This is a genomic window from Mesorhizobium sp. M0587, assembly GCF_040320945.1.
Classification (GTDB): Bacteria; Pseudomonadota; Alphaproteobacteria; order Rhizobiales; family Rhizobiaceae; genus Mesorhizobium.
In genome coordinates this window covers 140,342-155,788 of sequence record NZ_JAMYQP010000012.1, presented here as the reverse complement: position 1 = coordinate 155,788, position 15,447 = coordinate 140,342, and the positions used below count along the sequence as shown (strand labels likewise).

Here is a 15,447-nt window from a genome sequence, read left to right as displayed (position 1 = left end):
CAGGGTCAGCTTGGGTTTTCCAGAGTTCGCCGGGCGGATCATCTGCTTTGGCTACGATTGGCAGGGAACCGCGTTCGCGCTCGACAATCAGAGGCTGGAGGAGGGCGAGCCGGGCGTCCTGATGTTCGAGCCGGGCACAGGCGAAGCTCTCGATGTGCCGGCCAATATCCGCACCTTTCATGAGGTCCAGCTTATACAAAACGCGGATGCTGTACTGGTTCCCAACATCTATGCAGATTGGCGGGAGGCCGGCGGGGCAGAGCCGGCCTTTGCACAATGCATAGGGTACAAAAGACCACTGTTTCTCAGCGGAGAAGATGCAATCGAGAACATGGAACTGTCGGATCTGGATGTCTACTGGCACATCATGGGCCAGATCATGGCCAAGGCCAAAGGCCTGCCGCCGGGAACGCGTTTAAATATCAAACCGCCCGAACCTGCCAAGCCACTGGTGGCGCCAACGAAATCGATACTGTCGAGATTGTGGAATTCGTTCTCCAGGTACAGGTAGTGTTTTCATGACCGGTCAATGCACCGGTCTCTGGTTTATAGTTCAGCGTTATACTGAGGTAAACTGACGGCAAAACGTGTTCGGAATTGCGGTGACAGTGCATCTTTTCGTCACCTGCCTCGCCCTCCCGGTTGACCCACCACAATGACAGTCGGACGGACATGGTAAAAGTGTACTGTCACCGTAATGCCACGTGATGCTTTGATCGAGCCATTCGTGTCAGCCGCGTCGTAGCTGGCGTCAAAGGCGTCACCAGGCAACTTTACGCGCACTGCCATCGGCTCGAACCTCTCTGCGCAAAGCAATGCTGCTCGCGCCGAGCCAACGTCCTGACATTGACTGTTTTCGGGCGGGATCGGCAAGGGCCGGCGCGCTTGAGCAGGCCACACGATCCACAATCTTCACAGCCCGCTTTCGCAGGGCATTCTCATGGAGCAAGCCTGATGGCCCGACCCGCAACCGCCGCCGTTCGCCTGTTGACCGGCGAACGCGAACCCGTGCGCCTGGCGACGACCGCGAACCTGGAGACGGTCATCGTCGACGGCGTTGCCTGGATCCAGGGCCTCAAGATCATCGATGGGGTCCAGGCCCTGGTCGGCGACCGCGTGCTGGTCAAGGACCAGGACGACGCCAGGCTGAACGGCATCTACACGGCCTCGGAAGGCTACTGGTACCGCGCCGCCGATGCCCGAACCAGCCGCACCATGCAGAAGGGTACGACGGTGCATGTGCAAGAGGGTGTGGTGTCAGCCAGCTTCGTCTTTTCGTTCCAGACGCCGGTGCCGGCAGTCGGCCGCGACGAAATCGTGCTGGCTTTCTTCAACTCCGACGATCTTATCGGGGACGCGACCGCGGCGGTCAGGGGTGAACTGGCCGCCGTGATCGCCGAGGCCGAGCGCGCACGCGACCTGGCGCAGCAATATGCCGCCGACGCCGCACAGGTTTCGGGCGTCAACGTGCCGATCTATGCGTCCGTGGCGACGGCATCGGGATCGTCCATCGTCGCCGGCGTCAAGAGCATCAGCACACAATACCGCGCACCATCCTACAGCGTGCCGGCAACGCTCGTGGGCGGCGCCAATTATGGCCGCATGGCGAAAGCGTCGATCGACGCCGCGGGCTATCCCGCGCTGGCCTATTTCCGATCGGCGGATCGTTTCATGCCGGACGGGACGGCGGACGCGGTGAATGGCGGGTATTGGGCGCTAAAGGAAAGCCCGGCTTCGGCCACCATGTTCGGTGTTTATGAGGGGGCCGCCGACAACGCAGCGGCCTTCAATGCGCTTGCCAGCTACTGCCGGATCACCAAGGCGGGGGTGTTCATTCCGCCTGTCGCGACCAGCTACGTGGTGTCGACCACACTCGACTTCCGCGACATCGCTGAGATCAACGGCAAAGGCGCTCTGATCACCGGTGTTTTTGACGGTCTTTCAGCGGTTCGCATCGGCGGGGCCGGAGCCAATGTCGTGCGTAAAGCTACCATATGGCTGGAGGTGCAAAACTCATTAGACAAGTCGGTTGTCGCCAATACGCGAGGCATCCATTTCGGGGGCCTGGCCGAAAGCAAACTCTGGCTGCACGCGCGGGGCTTCGATGAGGGCCTTTATTTCGATGGCATGGCGACAACCACCAATTGGGTGAGCAACGAATTCAACATTCTGACGCTCTACAACAACGGCTCGCACGTCCATTGTGATTTGGCAGGTGCCAGCTACTTCACCAATAATCAGTTCCGAGGCGGCACGTGGTATATCGGAACCAACCAAAAGGGCACGGCTCGCGGCACGTTCAAACTGACCCTTGCCGGCACGGCCGCTCTTGAAGAGGTTCTAATCGATAGTCCGCAAATCGGAATCGATGGTGCCTCCGCAGGCGTCAGCCATGCGGCGTTCGTATACGCAATCCTCGGCAGCACCAGCAATCTTACAACTGTGTTCTTCAAGAATGCCCGCATTGAGACCTACAACAGCTTCACGAACACACTCGCACTAGTGAACGTGCCATCCGCGACCGGCTTTGCCTCCTTCAACATCGATCTGTTGAGCGCTGCGGGTATCGAGACCGCCAACATCATTTCACCGGACCTCAAGCGCCTGTTTGTCGCACTGCGTGACATGTCGAACCGGCCAACCGGCGGAGCGAACTTAGTGCGCCGCTTTCAGGGCGAGCGGTTCTTCCCGGTGCAGGCAGAAGGCCGCATCACGGTTCCCGGGGTTGTCCTCTACGACAGCGCAAGCGGCGGGTATGCAGCGCCATCGGCCTTTCTCACCAATGGCGTCACGGCACGCACTTCCAGAGCGAACGGCGACGGCCAGTTGGTAGTGTCAAGCTCGGGCCAGGCAATCGGGCACATCTACAAGAAGGGCAACACCACGCAGGCCGCGTTTCTCAATTTCCTCAATGGCTCGCGGGCTGTCACTGTCGTCTGCTTTGATGCCGCAGGCAACGTGCTGTCTGGCAACGCTCCGTATTACGCCAAGGGCAGCAATGGTCAGTCCGTCGCGCGGACCGGCGCAATTGTCTATGAATATTCGACCAATTGGCTTTGGATACACCCGGGCGTTGATTCATTCTTCGTCGGCACCTCGGGTTGGATCGGTCCGGCGGTTATCGAAAGCATTGATTTTGAGCAGGGCTATGCAGCCCCGATGCTTCGACTGCGGGATCAAGAAACCGACATTAGCCGGCTCTGCTATAGCCAGAATGTAGAGAGCTATCTGCCCGTAGGCGCAACGATCGAGCGCAGCGGCTTTAACGGCTACCGCAACACCTTTCTCCTAAAGACGACTCTCGACACGGCAGCTCTGGCCGGCGCCACGATGATTGGCGTCGTGAACGCGCTAGGCATTACCAGCGGAGATCGGATCGGCATTGAGCTAGACACTGTCATCACTGGAGCCGAGAGGCAATGGCACAATACCACGGTTTTAGGTGCTCCGTCGGGCAACACCGTAGCCCTTGCCGCGGTGCTGCCCGCTACAGCTGCCGTGGGCAGGAGGGTATGGCTCAACAGATGGGTGACACGCTGAAGCAGTAACCTTGATGGGTTTGCGGATAACATTTGCCGCAAACTATCTGAAATGAAGTGTCGCTTCGCCGAAGAACATCGCCACGATGTTGCGTACGACCATCAACCAGAAGAATGCTTGAACGAACGAGTTTCTCCAGATTACGCCGAACACCTCGCCGCAAGCAGTCCGTCAGCGGACAAGCTCACAAAAATATTGAAGGCAATCCAGCGGATTGCCTTCATCGAGTAATTCCTCTCGCCACATAGCCGAAGGACGCTATTTCGAGACACTGGCTGCGTCGCCCTGCGCCGATATAGCATTTTCCGACCCGCTGTCCTGAATGCAACGGAGCGCCGACTTGCCGCGCACGGGCCTGCGACATCGTAGACAGATCCCCCGGTCGTAACCGCCTGCCGGAAGATCGTCCTCCCCCGCCAAGCCCCACAATCCGAAAGGAAAAACCATGGAACGCAACTTCGCGCGTTCGCTTGCGCTCGTTCTCAAATCCGAAGGCGGCTGGTCGGACAATCCGGCAGACCCCGGCGGCGCCACGATGAAGGGCGTGACGCTCGCCAATTTTCGCCGCTATGTGAAGGCCGACGCCAGCAAGGCCGATCTGCGCGGGATCAGCGACGCTGAGGTGGCCACGGTCTACCGCCACTTCTACTGGGATGCCGTACTCGGCGCGGAACTGCCCGACGGGATCGATTACGCCGTCTTCGATTTCGCCGTGAACAGCGGGCCCGGCCGGGCCGCCAAATACCTTCAGGCGGCGGCCGGCGCCGCCCAGGACGGCCGTATCGGGCCCGTCACGCTTGCCGCGGCCAGGGCAAGGCCGGCCGGCGTCGTCATCGACCAGCTTTGCGATGCGCGGCTGGCGTTTCTCAAACGGTTGCCGACATGGGCGACATTCGGGCGCGGCTGGTCCGATCGCGTCAAAACGGTGCGGGCTCAAGCCTTGCTGATGTCCGCCCGACCTCCAGCGGCGGTGTCAAACCCGGCGCCGCAGCCGCCCGGGACCGCAACGCCCGCCGGCGAAGCGCCGCGGCCCGGGTCGCCGGCGCCGGCTGGTTCCAACATTCCAGCTGCCGCCAGGGCAGGCGGCCTCATCGCCGCCTGCCTGCTCGTCGCCTACGCCGCCTGGCGCCACATCGCCGCCGCCTTGCAAAGGATATTCTGACCATGGCCACCGTCATCCAGCCGACCGTCCGTCCGACCAACAAGCTGACGGCCGCGACCATCGCCGCCGCGGCGGTTTCGGTTTCCGGGGTCTTCGTGCGCAACATCTGGCCTTCCTGGTACGATGCCGAGACCTGGGCCACGCTACTGCCGATCGCCGTCTTCGCCGTCGGCTATCTGGTCAAGGACGCGCCGAACCAATGAGCGCTCTCCTCACATTCTTCCTCAGCAATCCGGCCGTTCTCGGCATCGGTGCGGCCATCATCGCGGGACTCGGCTGGGGTGTTCGCCAGCGGCTTGCCGGCGAACGCACCGAGCGCGCCAGGCAGGCCGCCCTAGAGGCCGCGGCGCGCGATGTCGCCGACGAGATCCAGAACGATGTCGGCGCGCTGCCTGCCGCCGCTGCCCGAAAGGAGCTCAAATCATGGGCAAGGGATTGAAGCTCGCATCGGCCGCGGCCCTGGTCATGGTGGCCGGCTGCACGACCGTCAAAGGCGGATTTTGCGCGGTGTCCAGCCCGCTGCGCCTGCGGGCGGTCACGGTCGACGCGCTGTCGGACGCCGAGGTCAAGGCGCTGCTGGCGCACAATCGCAAGGGCGAGAGGCTGTGCGGGTGGAAGCCATGACGGACCTCGCGCTTGCACCCGGCGCGCTGGCCGTTTTTGGCGCGAGATCGGTCTTCAGGTTCCAGATCGCGAGGGCAATGGCATGATGTATGATCTCTTCGACCTGCTCGGCATCAAGGGACCGGTGGTCGCCGCCGGCCTGGCCGGCGGTGTTCTGCGCGCCCTGTCGCGGCACCGGTACAAGCTGCGCGAAATGGTGGCCTCGCCAATTTGCGGTGCGCTGGCCGCGGCCTATCTGACACTGCCCGTGGTCCAGTATGCCCGCGCCACCGGCCTGCCGCTGGCCAATGACGACACGACCACGCTGGCGGCGGCATTCCTGATCGGCGTCTGCGCCATGTGGATATCGGATATCATGTTCGAGGCGATCGTGCGCAGGTTCAAGCAGGCGGAGGAAGAGTGATCCACGGCGACCTGAAATTGCTCTAATACGCTCCGCATTCAACTGTCGAAGACAACCGAATAGCCCGCCTCGGCTCGCGCCGGGGCGGGCTTTTTGCGTTTTCAGCCGGATGTGCGATGCCGTTGCCGGTCGGTCGCGATGCGTGTTTCAACGCCGGTCCGGAGCTTTGTGCCAAGGGCTTGGCAAGCTCAAGCCAAGATGTTGACGGCGCGGGCCGCGACCGCGATCGTCAGCAGCGAGATCATCGCCTCGGCCATCATCAGCAGCTTGGCGCGGCGGGAGAGCGGCAAGGTGTCGGTCGGCGAAAACGCGGTCGCATTGGTGAAGGCGAGAAAGACGTAGTCGACGAAGCCGGGCAGCCAGTCCCGGATCTCGCGGTCGTTCAGGGTCATTTGCGGAAACAGGAAATCGGCATGGGCGCGTTTGACAAGGCCGCAGGTCGGCGGCCCGCCGCGATCGGTGCTCCAGAACCAGAGGGCGAAGACGATGACGTTGGTGACCCAGATGTTGAGCGCGTCGACCAGCAGCGTCTCGCCGCTGCTGCCGGCATGGCCCGCCAGCAAGGCGCGCACCAGAAACACCAGCGAACCGCAGTTCATGATGCTGACGACGCCGGTCATCACCAGGGCCGTCCTGCGGATCATGACGCGAAATCGGCCGACCATGTACCAGTGCTCGTCCTCGATCGCATTCTGGGTGGCGGCCTGTGTCCAGGCCGTCGCGACGGACAAAGGCAGGAGCAAGGCGGCCTCCAGCGCCGGCGCCAGCCAGCGGGGGCCGAACGAGAGATTGTTGATGACGAGAAGCTGCAGGCAGATAATGACGAGGACGGCCGCACGCGCCAGCCAGAAGTCGAGCGCGCGGTGGTGGATGACGGCATGCTGGTGACGCATCGAGTATCCGGGGTGTTTCAGACAGCACCATGCGGGCCGTTCTGCCTGGAAGGGGAGGGCAATGGAGCGCCGAAATTCCTGCCCAATCTTGGTCCTGCAATGGCATGCAAGTACACTTTTTCGTAAGCTTTGATGTTGGGGCTGTTCGGTAAGCCGGACGATGTGGTTTTAAGCGCCGCATGGCGGGAATAGACGACTCCATGAATCGCTGGTGCCTGCAGGGCTGCCTGCCGCCGGTTTGGATGCGACGTCGGTCTGGTCCGGCCAGCTTCGTCAGTTTTGCCGCCATTGCGCCCGGCACGCGGCTGCCGGTTGCCATCGACAGTCGAACCCCGGATGCGCGCAACTGAGCCCCGTCGCTCGTTCCGCGCGGTGGTGATTTTCACTTGCAAGGCCGCACGCATCCGGGCAGCTGTGCCTTTGCGGGTGACTGGACGAAGCAGGCGGCAATGCCCATCTATCGGGAGATCCAACTTCTTCGCACATTCCAGGCAGAAGTCATAGCTGGAATTGCTTTTTGGGAGACGAGATATGGCGACTTCGAGCGAACGCGCAGTGCTTGCCGGCGGCTGCTTCTGGGGCATGCAGGACCTGATCCGACGCTTTCCGGGCGTCCTTTCCACCCGGGTCGGCTACAGTGGCGGCGACGTGCCGAACGCCACTTATCGCAATCATGGCACCCATGCCGAAGCCATCGAGATCAATTTCGACCCGGCCAAGATAAGCTACCGCACGCTCCTGGAATTCTTCTTCCAGATCCACGATCCGACGACACGCAACCGCCAGGGCAACGATGTCGGGATGAGTTACCGTTCGGCGATCTACTACACCAACGACGAGCAGAAGCGTGTCGCGGAGGACACCATTGCCGACGTCGATGCTTCCGGTCTGTGGCCGGGCAAGGTCGTTACCGAAATTGCGCCGGCCGGCCCGTTCTGGGAAGCCGAACCCGAGCATCAGGACTATCTGGAGAAATACCCCAACGGTTACACCTGCCATTTCGTCAGGCCGGGCTGGAAACTGCCGGTTCGTGAGAAGGCCGTTTCATAGCGATTAAGGCGACACTGCCGCCCGGTTGCCGACCGGCAGTGTCAGGCCTCAAATGCGCCTAACTTCAGCGTTCCGTGTCCGGGAATGCCAAGCCATCTGAAGAAAGCCGGGGAGCCCATGCTCCGCGGCTTTCTCTCTGATTGGGCAAGCCTCACTTGCCGCAATGATTGTCGTTGACTGTCGGCGTAGTGGTGCCGGGCGAGGTGTGGGTGGCGTCCGGCTGTGCACCCTGCGGGCCGGCGGGACAGTTTCTATCGGCATTCGAGTTCAGATCGCCGGGCACGCCGATGATGCTGTTGGTCGTGCTGGGATCGATCGTGTTCGGCGATGCCGGTGTGTTCGGGTCGACTGTAACCGACCGGCCGCTACCGCCGTTTCCGTCGGCGCCGTCATTGCCAGCGCTTTGCGCCATGGCCGACGTGGCGAGACCAATCGTGAGAGCCGAAGCTGCGAGGATTTTCATGAACATGGTTTGTCTCCATTTCTGTGAAGTCGTCGCTCATTTCTACGATGGTGATCGCATCGCGACTGTTGGGGGAACCGATCACGGCAGTGAAAGGTTCCGGATAAATTTCGCCCGGCGGTTTCGACTTCTTTCGTTCCATGATCAGGCTTGGCGCAATGTTTTTTGATGCGGCATCGACACAAAAACGACTTCCCAAATCGGGCGAATGGTGCTTTAACCCGCCCATCCACAGGGGTGCTCCGTACGGTCGGGGCTGAGACGGGGGCGGCAGGCCCACAGACCCTAGAAGCTGATCTGGGTAATACCAGCGGAGCGAGGCGGGCGATGTTTTCAGGCGCACAGATTTCCCTTTATCCCATGGCCGACGATTTCGTCGGCGTCATTCTCGGCGCGCTCGGCGCGCTCGATCCATACCGAGACAGGCTCAGGATCGAGACCGACGACATCTCGACCTTGCTGGTCGGGCCGCCCGAGGTGCTGTTTCCGGCCATGCGCGACCTGTTCGTGGCGGCTTGCGCCAGCGGCAAGCACTGCGTGTTTTCGGCGGCGATCTCGCGCGGTTGCCCGGGCGAGCCGGACGATCCGATCTGCCGCTCCGACGCGATCGGCGGCCCCGTCCTCCCGCTTGCGGAGCGCAAGGTGGCCGCCATCCGCGCCGTGCAGGCCATGCCCTCGACCGGTCAGCCGGCCGCGGCGCAGTTCTCGCTCTATGTGATGGGCACGGGCGATCACATGGACGAGATCTATGGCTGCATCGATTTCCTGAAACAGTCCGGCGTCTATGAGCGCTCAAAACATTTCTGCACCAAATTACGCGGCGATGCCGGCGCTATCTTCGCCACGCTGAACGAAGCTTTCTGCCGCTTCGGGCCGGCCGCCGGCCATGTCACCCTCGACGTCACGGTCTCGGCCAACAGCCCCACCGCTGCCTGAAGCTCAGCGCCTTTTTCGCGCAAACCGCCGTCACAGGTCTGTTCATCCGTGGTCTCATCGCCATCCAGCTATCCGCGTCGCCTCGCGGCCCTCCTCGCCAAGGCAGCACCGGCCGTGATTTCAGTCGGGTTGCTCCTGGTGGCATGGGAGTTTTACGCCCGTTATTCCGGGATCAAGCCGACGACGCTCCCGGCGCCGTCGCGCGTCTTCGCGCAAGCGATGCTCAATCGCGAGGCGCTGGTCGACAACGCCATCCCTACCATCCGCGCCACGCTGATCGGCTTTGCCTGCTCGCTCAGTGGCGCTTTCGCGCTGTCGATGCTGGTTGATTTCTTCCGGCCGCTGCGGCGTGCATTGTTTCCCGTCCTCATCGTCAGCCAGACCTTGCCGCTGGTGGCGATCGCGCCGCTGGTGGTGCTGTGGTTCGGCTTCGGGCTGATGCCCAAGATCATGCTGGTGGCGCTGGTCACCTTCTTCCCGATGCTGGTGGCGCTGGTGCAGGGTTATGAGGCAACCGAGGCCGAGATCGGCCAGATGCTGCGCGCCATGGGGGCAGGGCGCTGGCGCGTCTTCCTGCTGGCACGGCTGCCTTCGGCGCTGCCCTATTTCTTCGCGGGCCTGAGGATCTCGATCACCTACGCCGTGGTCGGCGCCATCTTCGCCGAATATGCGGGCGCGGCGAAGGGGCTGGGCATCTACATGCTCAACGCCAAGAACAATTTCCGCCCCGATCTGGTGCTGGCGGCCGTGGGCGCAAGCGCCGCGCTCACACTCGTCCTGTTCGGGCTGACGGTGCTGCTGCAGCGCCTGGCCATGCCTTGGGAACGAGCCGGCAGGGAGCCGGCAGGGAAGGGGCCGTCGCGATGAGCCGGCTCGAATTGCGGCATGTGCGCAAGGCGTTTGGCGGGCTCGATGTGCTCGCCGACATCTCGCTCAGCGTCGGCGCCGGCGAGTTCGTCTCCATCCTCGGTCCTTCGGGCGCCGGCAAGTCGACGCTGTTCCAGCTTCTGACCGGCGCCGAGCACGGCCAGGGACAGATGTTCTTCGACGGCGCTCCCCTCGACGACCATGGCAGGCATTTCGCCTTCATGCCGCAGCGTGACGCGCTGATGCCCTGGCGGCGCGTCCTCGACAACACGACACTTGGGCTCGAAGTGCAGGGCATCGGGCGCAAGGCGGCGCGGGCGCGGGTCGCGCCGCTGTTTTCCGAGTTCGGACTTGAAGGTTTCGAGCGGCATTTTCCGGCACAGCTTTCGGGCGGCATGCGCCAGCGCGCGGCGCTTCTGCGCACCGTGGTGCAGGAGCGCGACATGCTGTTGCTCGACGAGCCGTTCGGCGCCCTCGACGCCCTGACCCGCACCGCCATGCAACGCTGGCTGGAACGGATGTGGCGGCACCATAGCTGGACGGCGCTGCTGATCACCCACGATGTGCGCGAAGCCGTGTTCCTGTCCGACCGCATCTATGTGCTGTCGGCACGCCCGGCCCGCATCGTGCGTGAAATCACGGTGCCGCTGCCGCGCCCGCGCCATCCCACCGGTGCCGCCGCGCGGCAAGCCGGTGTGATCGAGGCCGAGATACTCGACATCATCCTCAATTCGCAACCCTCCGAAGGACACGACCATGACTGATCTGACGCGCCGGCAGGCCCTGTTGCTCACCCTTGCCAGCGGCCTGCCGCTGGTCGCCGCATCGAGCCGGGTTCAGGCCCGATCGGCCGCGCAGAAGGTTACCGTCGCACTCGACTGGACGGTCAACACCAACCATATCGGGCTGTTCGTCGCCCGCGACAACGGGTTCTATCGCGAGGCCGGGCTCGAGGTCGATATCCTGCCATACAGCGATACCGGTGCCGGCACGCTGGTCGCCAACCGCGTTGCCGATTTCGGCATCAACGGCACCATCGGCCTTTTCACCCAGAAAACCGCCGGGGCCGACCTCAAGGCCGTCTATGCCGTGGTGCAATCCGAAACCGGCCGGGTGGTCTTTAATGCGGCGCGCGGCGAAATCAAGAGCCCGAGAAACCTCGACGGGCTGACCTACGGTGGTTTCGGCAGCGCCTGGGAGAACGCGCTGATCTCGACCATTATCCGTCAGGACGGCGGCAAGGGCGATTTCGAGACGGTGACGCTGGGAACGTCGGCCTACGAAGCGCTGGCCAATGGTTCCGTCGACTTCACGCTTGAGGTCTCGACCTGGGAAGGCGTCGAGGCCGAACTGAAGGGCGTCAAACAGCGCAGCTTCGTTTATGCCGATTATGGCGTGCCCGACGAGCACACGACGCTGATTTCTTCCAGCGAGGCCTATCTCCAGGCAAACGCCAAAGCCGCGTCCGCCTTTATCCAGGCAACACGGCGCGGCTACCAGTTCGCCGTCGACCATCCAGAGGAAGCTGCCGCATTGTTGATCGCCGCCAACAAGGATGCCTTGACCAATCCGGCGTTGATCCACGCCTCGATGAAGGCATTGATCGACGGCCACTACCTGCGCAGTCAAAGCGGCGCCATCGGCACCATGGATCCGGCCAAGATGGAAGCCATCGGCTCCTACCTCTTCGCCGCAGGGATCCTCCGGAACGGCGACGGCGAGCCGGTTGCCCGGCAGCCGGATTTTGGGAGCTATTTCAGTAACGGCTATCTGGGGTAGGGATCAAAACCGCACGGGGCGCCGGCGTGGAAAGCTGCTCAAGCTGGTTGACCCCGTTCGTCAGCCTCGTCAAAGTCGAGCGCCTGAGGCAAAAACTTTACCGCAATGAAGGACAAAACCGCAATGAAGGACAAAGTGGCGACCGCCACTACGTCCAAACCTGTCCCAAGCAACATCCGCTTGCCCTCCCGAAAACCAGAGCGGTTCACCGTTTCACGGAAACGCCGAACCGCTCTATCTCTTCGTTTTGGCCGCCGCATCACGCTCCTTGCGGGCACTGGGGTAATTTGGATCGAGGCGTAGGGCTTCGTCGAGATCGGCGATGGCGCGGCCGTATTTCCCCTTCTTGTTCCAGCAGAAACCTCGATTGTACCAGGCCTCGGCACCCATCGGCCGTAGACCAATCGCCTTTGTGGAATCGGCAATGATGCGATCGCAGTCATGTTTGGCCGCCCAACCGCGGCTGCGCAGTACGTAGGCGTCCGCATTGTTGGGTTGCAGCGAAATGATCGTGCTCAGATCCGCGATGGCGCGGTCGATGTCGCCCCTCTGCTGCCAGAGCAAGGCACGATAGAAATAGCTGTCGATGAAGTTCGGGTCGAGTTCTATTGCCTTGTTGTGGTCCGCCATCGCTCGGCCGGGATCGCCCTTCAGCGTGAAGGTGAAGCCGCGCAAACTATAGGCGCGGGCATCGGACGGGTCCGCGGCAATTGCAATGTTGTATTGCTCGATCGCCTTGTCGAATTGATTTTGAGAGCGCCAGATCGCACCCGATTCGATGGCGTCTTCGACGACCTTGTTCGGAAGCCGACCAGTTGCTGCCGGGGCTGACGTTTTCGCCTTTGCGGCCACCGCAAGCTTGCGGCCTTTTCGCGCGATAGCCATCTTCGGATCGAGTTCAAGCGCCTTGTCGTAGTCGGCAATGGCCCTGTTATAGTCGCCCTTGGCGAACCAGGCGCTGCCGCGTCCGAAATAGACAGGCGCGTAGGCGGGCTCTATCTCAGCAGCGCGATCGAAGTCGGCGATGGCGCGATCGAACTGGTCCTTCTTGCCCAAGGCAATGGCGCGGCCGAGGTAAGCGTCGAAATAAGTAGGATAGAGTTCGATAACCTTGCTGTAGTCGACGATGGCTCCATCATAATCACCCTTCTCGGTGCGCGACATTCCTCGCCCGACATAAGCGGCCGCCTTCCTTGGATCGAGCGCGATCGCGCGGCTGTATTCGGCAATGGCGCGATCGTATTTGCGCTTGCTGTAGAATGCCTCGCCGCGATCCATGAACGCCTTGAGATTCTTTGGATCCGAGCCGACGGCCTCTGGTGCGACACCGCCTTTCCTGGACGCAGCCACCGCCGCCTCGCGGGCGACCGCGTAGTCACGACTGCCCGGATTGAGCCTTATCGCCTGGTCGAAATCGGCAATGGCGCCGCTGTAGTCCTTGCTGTCTGCCCGTTCTATGCCACGTCCGTAATAGCTGGGAGCGTCCTTCGGATCGATTTCGATCGCCGCCGAATAGGCTGTGATCGCTCGCCCGGCGTCGCCCTTCACGTGCCAGGCCATGCCTATGCAGAAATATGCATCGAGCACCTTCGGATCGAGCTGGGCTGCCTGTCCGCAGTCGGCCAGAGCACCTTCAGGATCACCGGACGTGACCTTGGCCATGCCCCGGCGAACATGGGCAGAGACCAGGCCTGGCAGGAGTCGGATCACCTGATCATAATCGGCAATCGCTCGGTCATACACTCGCTCGGCGGACCAGGCATTTCCGCGGCCGAAATAGGCGAGGGGACTGTCGGGGTCGAGCGCGATCGCCTTGCCATACGCGCCGATTGCCTTCACGTACTGGCCGGCATCCGACAGTCCGTCAGCCTTTTGAACGGCGGCCACGACGCGCGGATCGGTCGACTGAATGAGTTCCGTCAACTTGGCGGTGGAGAGCTTGCTTTCAGGCCGGGCTTTGCGGCCAGTTGCCTGCGGAGCTGCGGGTTTGGCGGCGGCCGCAGCGGCCGCCATATTGCCTTGTCCCTTCGCAGCCAATGCGGCCTTGCGGGCGACCGCATAGTCCGCATTGTCTGGATCGAGCTTGATCGCCTGGCCCAAGTCGGCGATTGCCTCGTCATAATCCTTCCTGTCGGCACGCGCCATGCCGCGCCCATAATAGCTGGCGCCGTCTTTCGGATCGATCTCGATGGCTACAGAATAGGCGGCAATCGCGCGCCCCGGGTCACCCTTGGCGAGCCAGGCGATGCCCTTGCAGAAGTACGGGTCGCGCGCTTTTGGGTCGAGCGTCGAAGCCCGGCTGCAATCGGCAAGAGCGCCTTCGGCATCGTCTGACGTGATCTTGGCGAGTCCCCGGCGAAAATAAGCCGCAGCAAAATTGGGGGCGAGCTGGATGACGGTGTCGTAATCGGCGATCGCCTGCTCGTAAGCGCGTTTGGCGGCCCACGCCTTGCCGCGGCCGTAATAGGCGAACCGATTGTTCGGATCGAGCGCAATCGCTTGGTTGTAGGCGCCGATTGCCTGATCGTACTTGCCCATGTCAAAGAAGGCATCGCCGCCAAGGACCGCTTCCAGGGCGTGCGGGTCGGTCGCCTCCAGGGCTCTTGCGGCCAGCGTGTCTTGCGTGGCCGTAATAACCGGAACGACGGCTCGCTGCTTCGGCTGTTGGGTGTTGGGCGACAGTGTTGGCTTGCTCTCGCCGGCGCCAAGCTGGTCGCCGCAGCTTCCTGCCCGCGTCGGGTCAAGCTCGATGGCACGCAGGCAATCCGCCACCGCTCCGGCGCCGTCTCCCTTGAGTGTCCTTGCGCGGCTGCGCCCGAGATAGGCGTCTGCATTGTCGGGATCGAGGCTGATCGCCTTGTCGAAATCGAGAAGCGCGCCCTCCACGCCATATTTCGACAGACGCATTCCGGCGCGCTCGATCAGAGTCTTCGCGGCTGCGGCATCGCTTGTCGTATCCCCGGCGGCGGCCAAATCTTCGCCGGGCGCCTGTTCAACATCGTAATCGGTGATAGCGGGGTCGAATTCGCTCCCGACCGCGCGAACGATGCGGCGGTCGATATCGTTCTGATCGATATCGATCGCCTCATCGTACTCGGCCAGGGCCTGTTTCGATGAGCCCTTCCTGTCCCAGGCGATGCCCAGGCCCGTACGCGCCTTGGCATTTTGAGGGTCAACCTCGATTGCCTGTTGAAAATCGAGTATGGCCGCGTCGGTCTCGCCTTGGCGCAGGAAGGCGAGACTGCGGCTGGTGTAGGCATCGCTGGAGGACGTCTCCAGGCTGATGGTGATGTTGAAGTCGGCGATCGCGCGATCGTCGTTTCCATTGTTGTACCAGTCGACGCCACGGTTGAAGTATGCGGAAGCGTCCCTCGGATCGAGCGCGATCGCCTCGCCGTAGTCGGCGATCGACTGGTCGTATTGCTTCTTGTCGTCCCGAGCGACGCCCCGTTGGAAATAGGCTATGGCGCGGATGCGCGCCGGCTCTGCGGCGTCTTCCGCAACCGCGGTGCAGGCGACAATGCGCTTGTCCGGCTCGATGTTCTCGCCGATGCAAGTGGCATAGTCCTTCTGGGCTGCGAGCGCCGGCGTGTTCAAGGCGAGAACGGCGCCAAGCCCGGCTAACGGCCACCAGCCGGGCGCAAGGTACGTCAAGATTCCAATCGCGGCGGCGGCCAGCCCCGCATCCTTCCAGCTCATCATATCGCTGGCCCCCAAAAACCTTGATCCG

16 protein-coding genes and 1 riboswitch are annotated in these 15,447 nt (G+C 62.5%); of the genes, 12 read left to right on the top strand and 4 right to left on the bottom strand.

What is annotated here, in order from left to right; all coding sequences use genetic code 11:
• From NKI49_RS14160 to NKI49_RS14130, 7 genes are all read left to right on the top strand, one after another.
• A partial coding sequence (locus NKI49_RS14160; protein WP_352695655.1) for a hypothetical protein occupies positions 1–511 on the top strand: 511 nt, incomplete at its 5' end.
• A 443-nt stretch (positions 512–954) separates the two neighbouring features.
• Complete coding sequence (locus tag NKI49_RS14155; RefSeq protein ID WP_352600604.1) at positions 955–3,540, top strand: hypothetical protein; 2,586 nt, start codon at positions 955–957, stop codon at positions 3,538–3,540.
• A gap of 445 nt (positions 3,541–3,985) precedes the next feature.
• Positions 3,986–4,702, top strand: coding sequence for a glycoside hydrolase family 108 protein (locus NKI49_RS14150; protein ID WP_352600606.1), 717 nt, complete (start codon positions 3,986–3,988; stop codon positions 4,700–4,702).
• Positions 4,703–4,704: 2 nt separating this feature from the next.
• Positions 4,705–4,905 (top strand): hypothetical protein, encoded by a 201-nt coding sequence (locus NKI49_RS14145; RefSeq protein WP_352600608.1) that lies wholly within the window; start codon positions 4,705–4,707, stop codon positions 4,903–4,905.
• Entirely contained in the window at positions 4,902–5,141 is a 240-nt protein-coding gene (locus NKI49_RS14140; RefSeq protein ID WP_352600610.1) for an ABC transporter permease, read from the top strand. Before NKI49_RS14145 ends, NKI49_RS14140 begins: the two co-directional genes overlap by 4 nt.
• On the top strand, positions 5,126–5,326 hold the full coding sequence (locus tag NKI49_RS14135; RefSeq protein WP_352600612.1) for a hypothetical protein: 201 nt from the start codon (positions 5,126–5,128) through the stop codon (positions 5,324–5,326). The genes NKI49_RS14140 and NKI49_RS14135 overlap by 16 nt, the downstream gene beginning before the upstream one ends.
• 85 nt (positions 5,327–5,411) lie before the next feature.
• Positions 5,412–5,729 carry a hypothetical protein gene (locus NKI49_RS14130; RefSeq protein WP_352600859.1) on the top strand — a complete coding sequence of 106 codons (318 nt, stop codon included), beginning with the start codon at positions 5,412–5,414 and terminating at the stop codon, positions 5,727–5,729.
• A 188-nt stretch (positions 5,730–5,917) separates the two neighbouring features.
• Here the strand turns inward: NKI49_RS14130 and NKI49_RS14125 are convergent, their stop codons facing one another.
• On the bottom strand, positions 5,918–6,622 hold the full coding sequence (locus NKI49_RS14125; protein WP_352600614.1) for a hypothetical protein: 705 nt from the start codon (positions 6,620–6,622) through the stop codon (positions 5,918–5,920).
• Positions 6,623–7,153: 531 nt separating this feature from the next.
• Here NKI49_RS14125 and msrA point away from each other — a divergent pair.
• The gene (gene msrA / locus NKI49_RS14120) at positions 7,154–7,672 is read left to right on the top strand and encodes a peptide-methionine (S)-S-oxide reductase MsrA (protein ID WP_352600616.1); all 519 of its coding nucleotides are present in this window, start codon (positions 7,154–7,156) and stop codon (positions 7,670–7,672) included.
• Between the two features lie 151 nt (positions 7,673–7,823).
• On the opposite strand, the gene NKI49_RS14115 is transcribed toward msrA, so the two are convergent.
• A complete protein-coding gene (locus NKI49_RS14115) occupies positions 7,824–8,141 on the bottom strand; it encodes a hypothetical protein (protein WP_352600618.1) in 318 nt (105 codons plus the stop codon).
• Positions 8,062–8,364: a hypothetical protein gene (locus NKI49_RS14110; RefSeq protein WP_352600620.1), complete on the bottom strand. Its 303-nt coding sequence runs from the start codon at positions 8,362–8,364 to the stop codon at positions 8,062–8,064. The genes NKI49_RS14115 and NKI49_RS14110 overlap by 80 nt, the downstream gene beginning before the upstream one ends.
• Positions 8,359–8,472: riboswitch (TPP riboswitch) on the top strand. Its footprint overlaps the gene before it by 6 nt.
• Here NKI49_RS14110 and NKI49_RS14105 point away from each other — a divergent pair.
• From NKI49_RS14105 to NKI49_RS14090, 4 genes are all read left to right on the top strand, one after another.
• Positions 8,463–9,071 carry a YkoF family thiamine/hydroxymethylpyrimidine-binding protein gene (locus NKI49_RS14105; RefSeq protein WP_352600622.1) on the top strand — a complete coding sequence of 203 codons (609 nt, stop codon included), beginning with the start codon at positions 8,463–8,465 and terminating at the stop codon, positions 9,069–9,071. Its footprint overlaps the riboswitch before it by 10 nt.
• A 48-nt stretch (positions 9,072–9,119) precedes the next feature.
• On the top strand, positions 9,120–9,938 hold the full coding sequence (locus NKI49_RS14100) for an ABC transporter permease (protein WP_352600624.1): 819 nt from the start codon (positions 9,120–9,122) through the stop codon (positions 9,936–9,938).
• Positions 9,935–10,702: an ABC transporter ATP-binding protein gene (locus NKI49_RS14095; protein WP_352600626.1), complete on the top strand. Its 768-nt coding sequence runs from the start codon at positions 9,935–9,937 to the stop codon at positions 10,700–10,702. The genes NKI49_RS14100 and NKI49_RS14095 overlap by 4 nt, the downstream gene beginning before the upstream one ends.
• Positions 10,695–11,717, top strand: coding sequence for an ABC transporter substrate-binding protein (locus tag NKI49_RS14090; RefSeq protein WP_352600628.1), 1,023 nt, complete (start codon positions 10,695–10,697; stop codon positions 11,715–11,717). The genes NKI49_RS14095 and NKI49_RS14090 overlap by 8 nt, the downstream gene beginning before the upstream one ends.
• Before the next feature lie 234 nt (positions 11,718–11,951).
• Here the strand turns inward: NKI49_RS14090 and NKI49_RS14085 are convergent, their stop codons facing one another.
• Complete coding sequence (locus tag NKI49_RS14085) at positions 11,952–15,419, bottom strand: tetratricopeptide repeat protein (RefSeq protein ID WP_352600630.1); 3,468 nt, start codon at positions 15,417–15,419, stop codon at positions 11,952–11,954.
• Positions 15,420–15,447: the final 28 nt, after the last annotated feature.

What these genes read in the sequence shown, in the direction of transcription:
- NKI49_RS14155 (WP_352600604.1), top strand. Translation starts at nt 955, where the DNA reads ATGGCCCGACCCGCAACCGCCGCCGTTCGCCTGTTGACCGGCGAACGC.
- NKI49_RS14150 (WP_352600606.1), top strand. Translation starts at nt 3,986, where the DNA reads ATGGAACGCAACTTCGCGCGTTCGCTTGCGCTCGTTCTCAAATCCGAA.
- NKI49_RS14145 (WP_352600608.1), top strand. Translation starts at nt 4,705, where the DNA reads ATGGCCACCGTCATCCAGCCGACCGTCCGTCCGACCAACAAGCTGACG.
- NKI49_RS14140 (WP_352600610.1), top strand. Translation starts at nt 4,902, where the DNA reads ATGAGCGCTCTCCTCACATTCTTCCTCAGCAATCCGGCCGTTCTCGGC.
- NKI49_RS14135 (WP_352600612.1), top strand. Translation starts at nt 5,126, where the DNA reads ATGGGCAAGGGATTGAAGCTCGCATCGGCCGCGGCCCTGGTCATGGTG.
- NKI49_RS14130 (WP_352600859.1), top strand. Translation starts at nt 5,412, where the DNA reads ATGTATGATCTCTTCGACCTGCTCGGCATCAAGGGACCGGTGGTCGCC.
- NKI49_RS14125 (WP_352600614.1), bottom strand. Translation starts at nt 6,622, where the DNA reads ATGCGTCACCAGCATGCCGTCATCCACCACCGCGCGCTCGACTTCTGG.
- msrA (WP_352600616.1), top strand. Translation starts at nt 7,154, where the DNA reads ATGGCGACTTCGAGCGAACGCGCAGTGCTTGCCGGCGGCTGCTTCTGG.
- NKI49_RS14115 (WP_352600618.1), bottom strand. Translation starts at nt 8,141, where the DNA reads ATGTTCATGAAAATCCTCGCAGCTTCGGCTCTCACGATTGGTCTCGCC.
- NKI49_RS14110 (WP_352600620.1), bottom strand. Translation starts at nt 8,364, where the DNA reads ATGGGCGGGTTAAAGCACCATTCGCCCGATTTGGGAAGTCGTTTTTGT.
- NKI49_RS14105 (WP_352600622.1), top strand. Translation starts at nt 8,463, where the DNA reads ATGTTTTCAGGCGCACAGATTTCCCTTTATCCCATGGCCGACGATTTC.
- NKI49_RS14095 (WP_352600626.1), top strand. Translation starts at nt 9,935, where the DNA reads ATGAGCCGGCTCGAATTGCGGCATGTGCGCAAGGCGTTTGGCGGGCTC.
- NKI49_RS14090 (WP_352600628.1), top strand. Translation starts at nt 10,695, where the DNA reads ATGACTGATCTGACGCGCCGGCAGGCCCTGTTGCTCACCCTTGCCAGC.
- NKI49_RS14085 (WP_352600630.1), bottom strand. Translation starts at nt 15,419, where the DNA reads ATGATGAGCTGGAAGGATGCGGGGCTGGCCGCCGCCGCGATTGGAATC.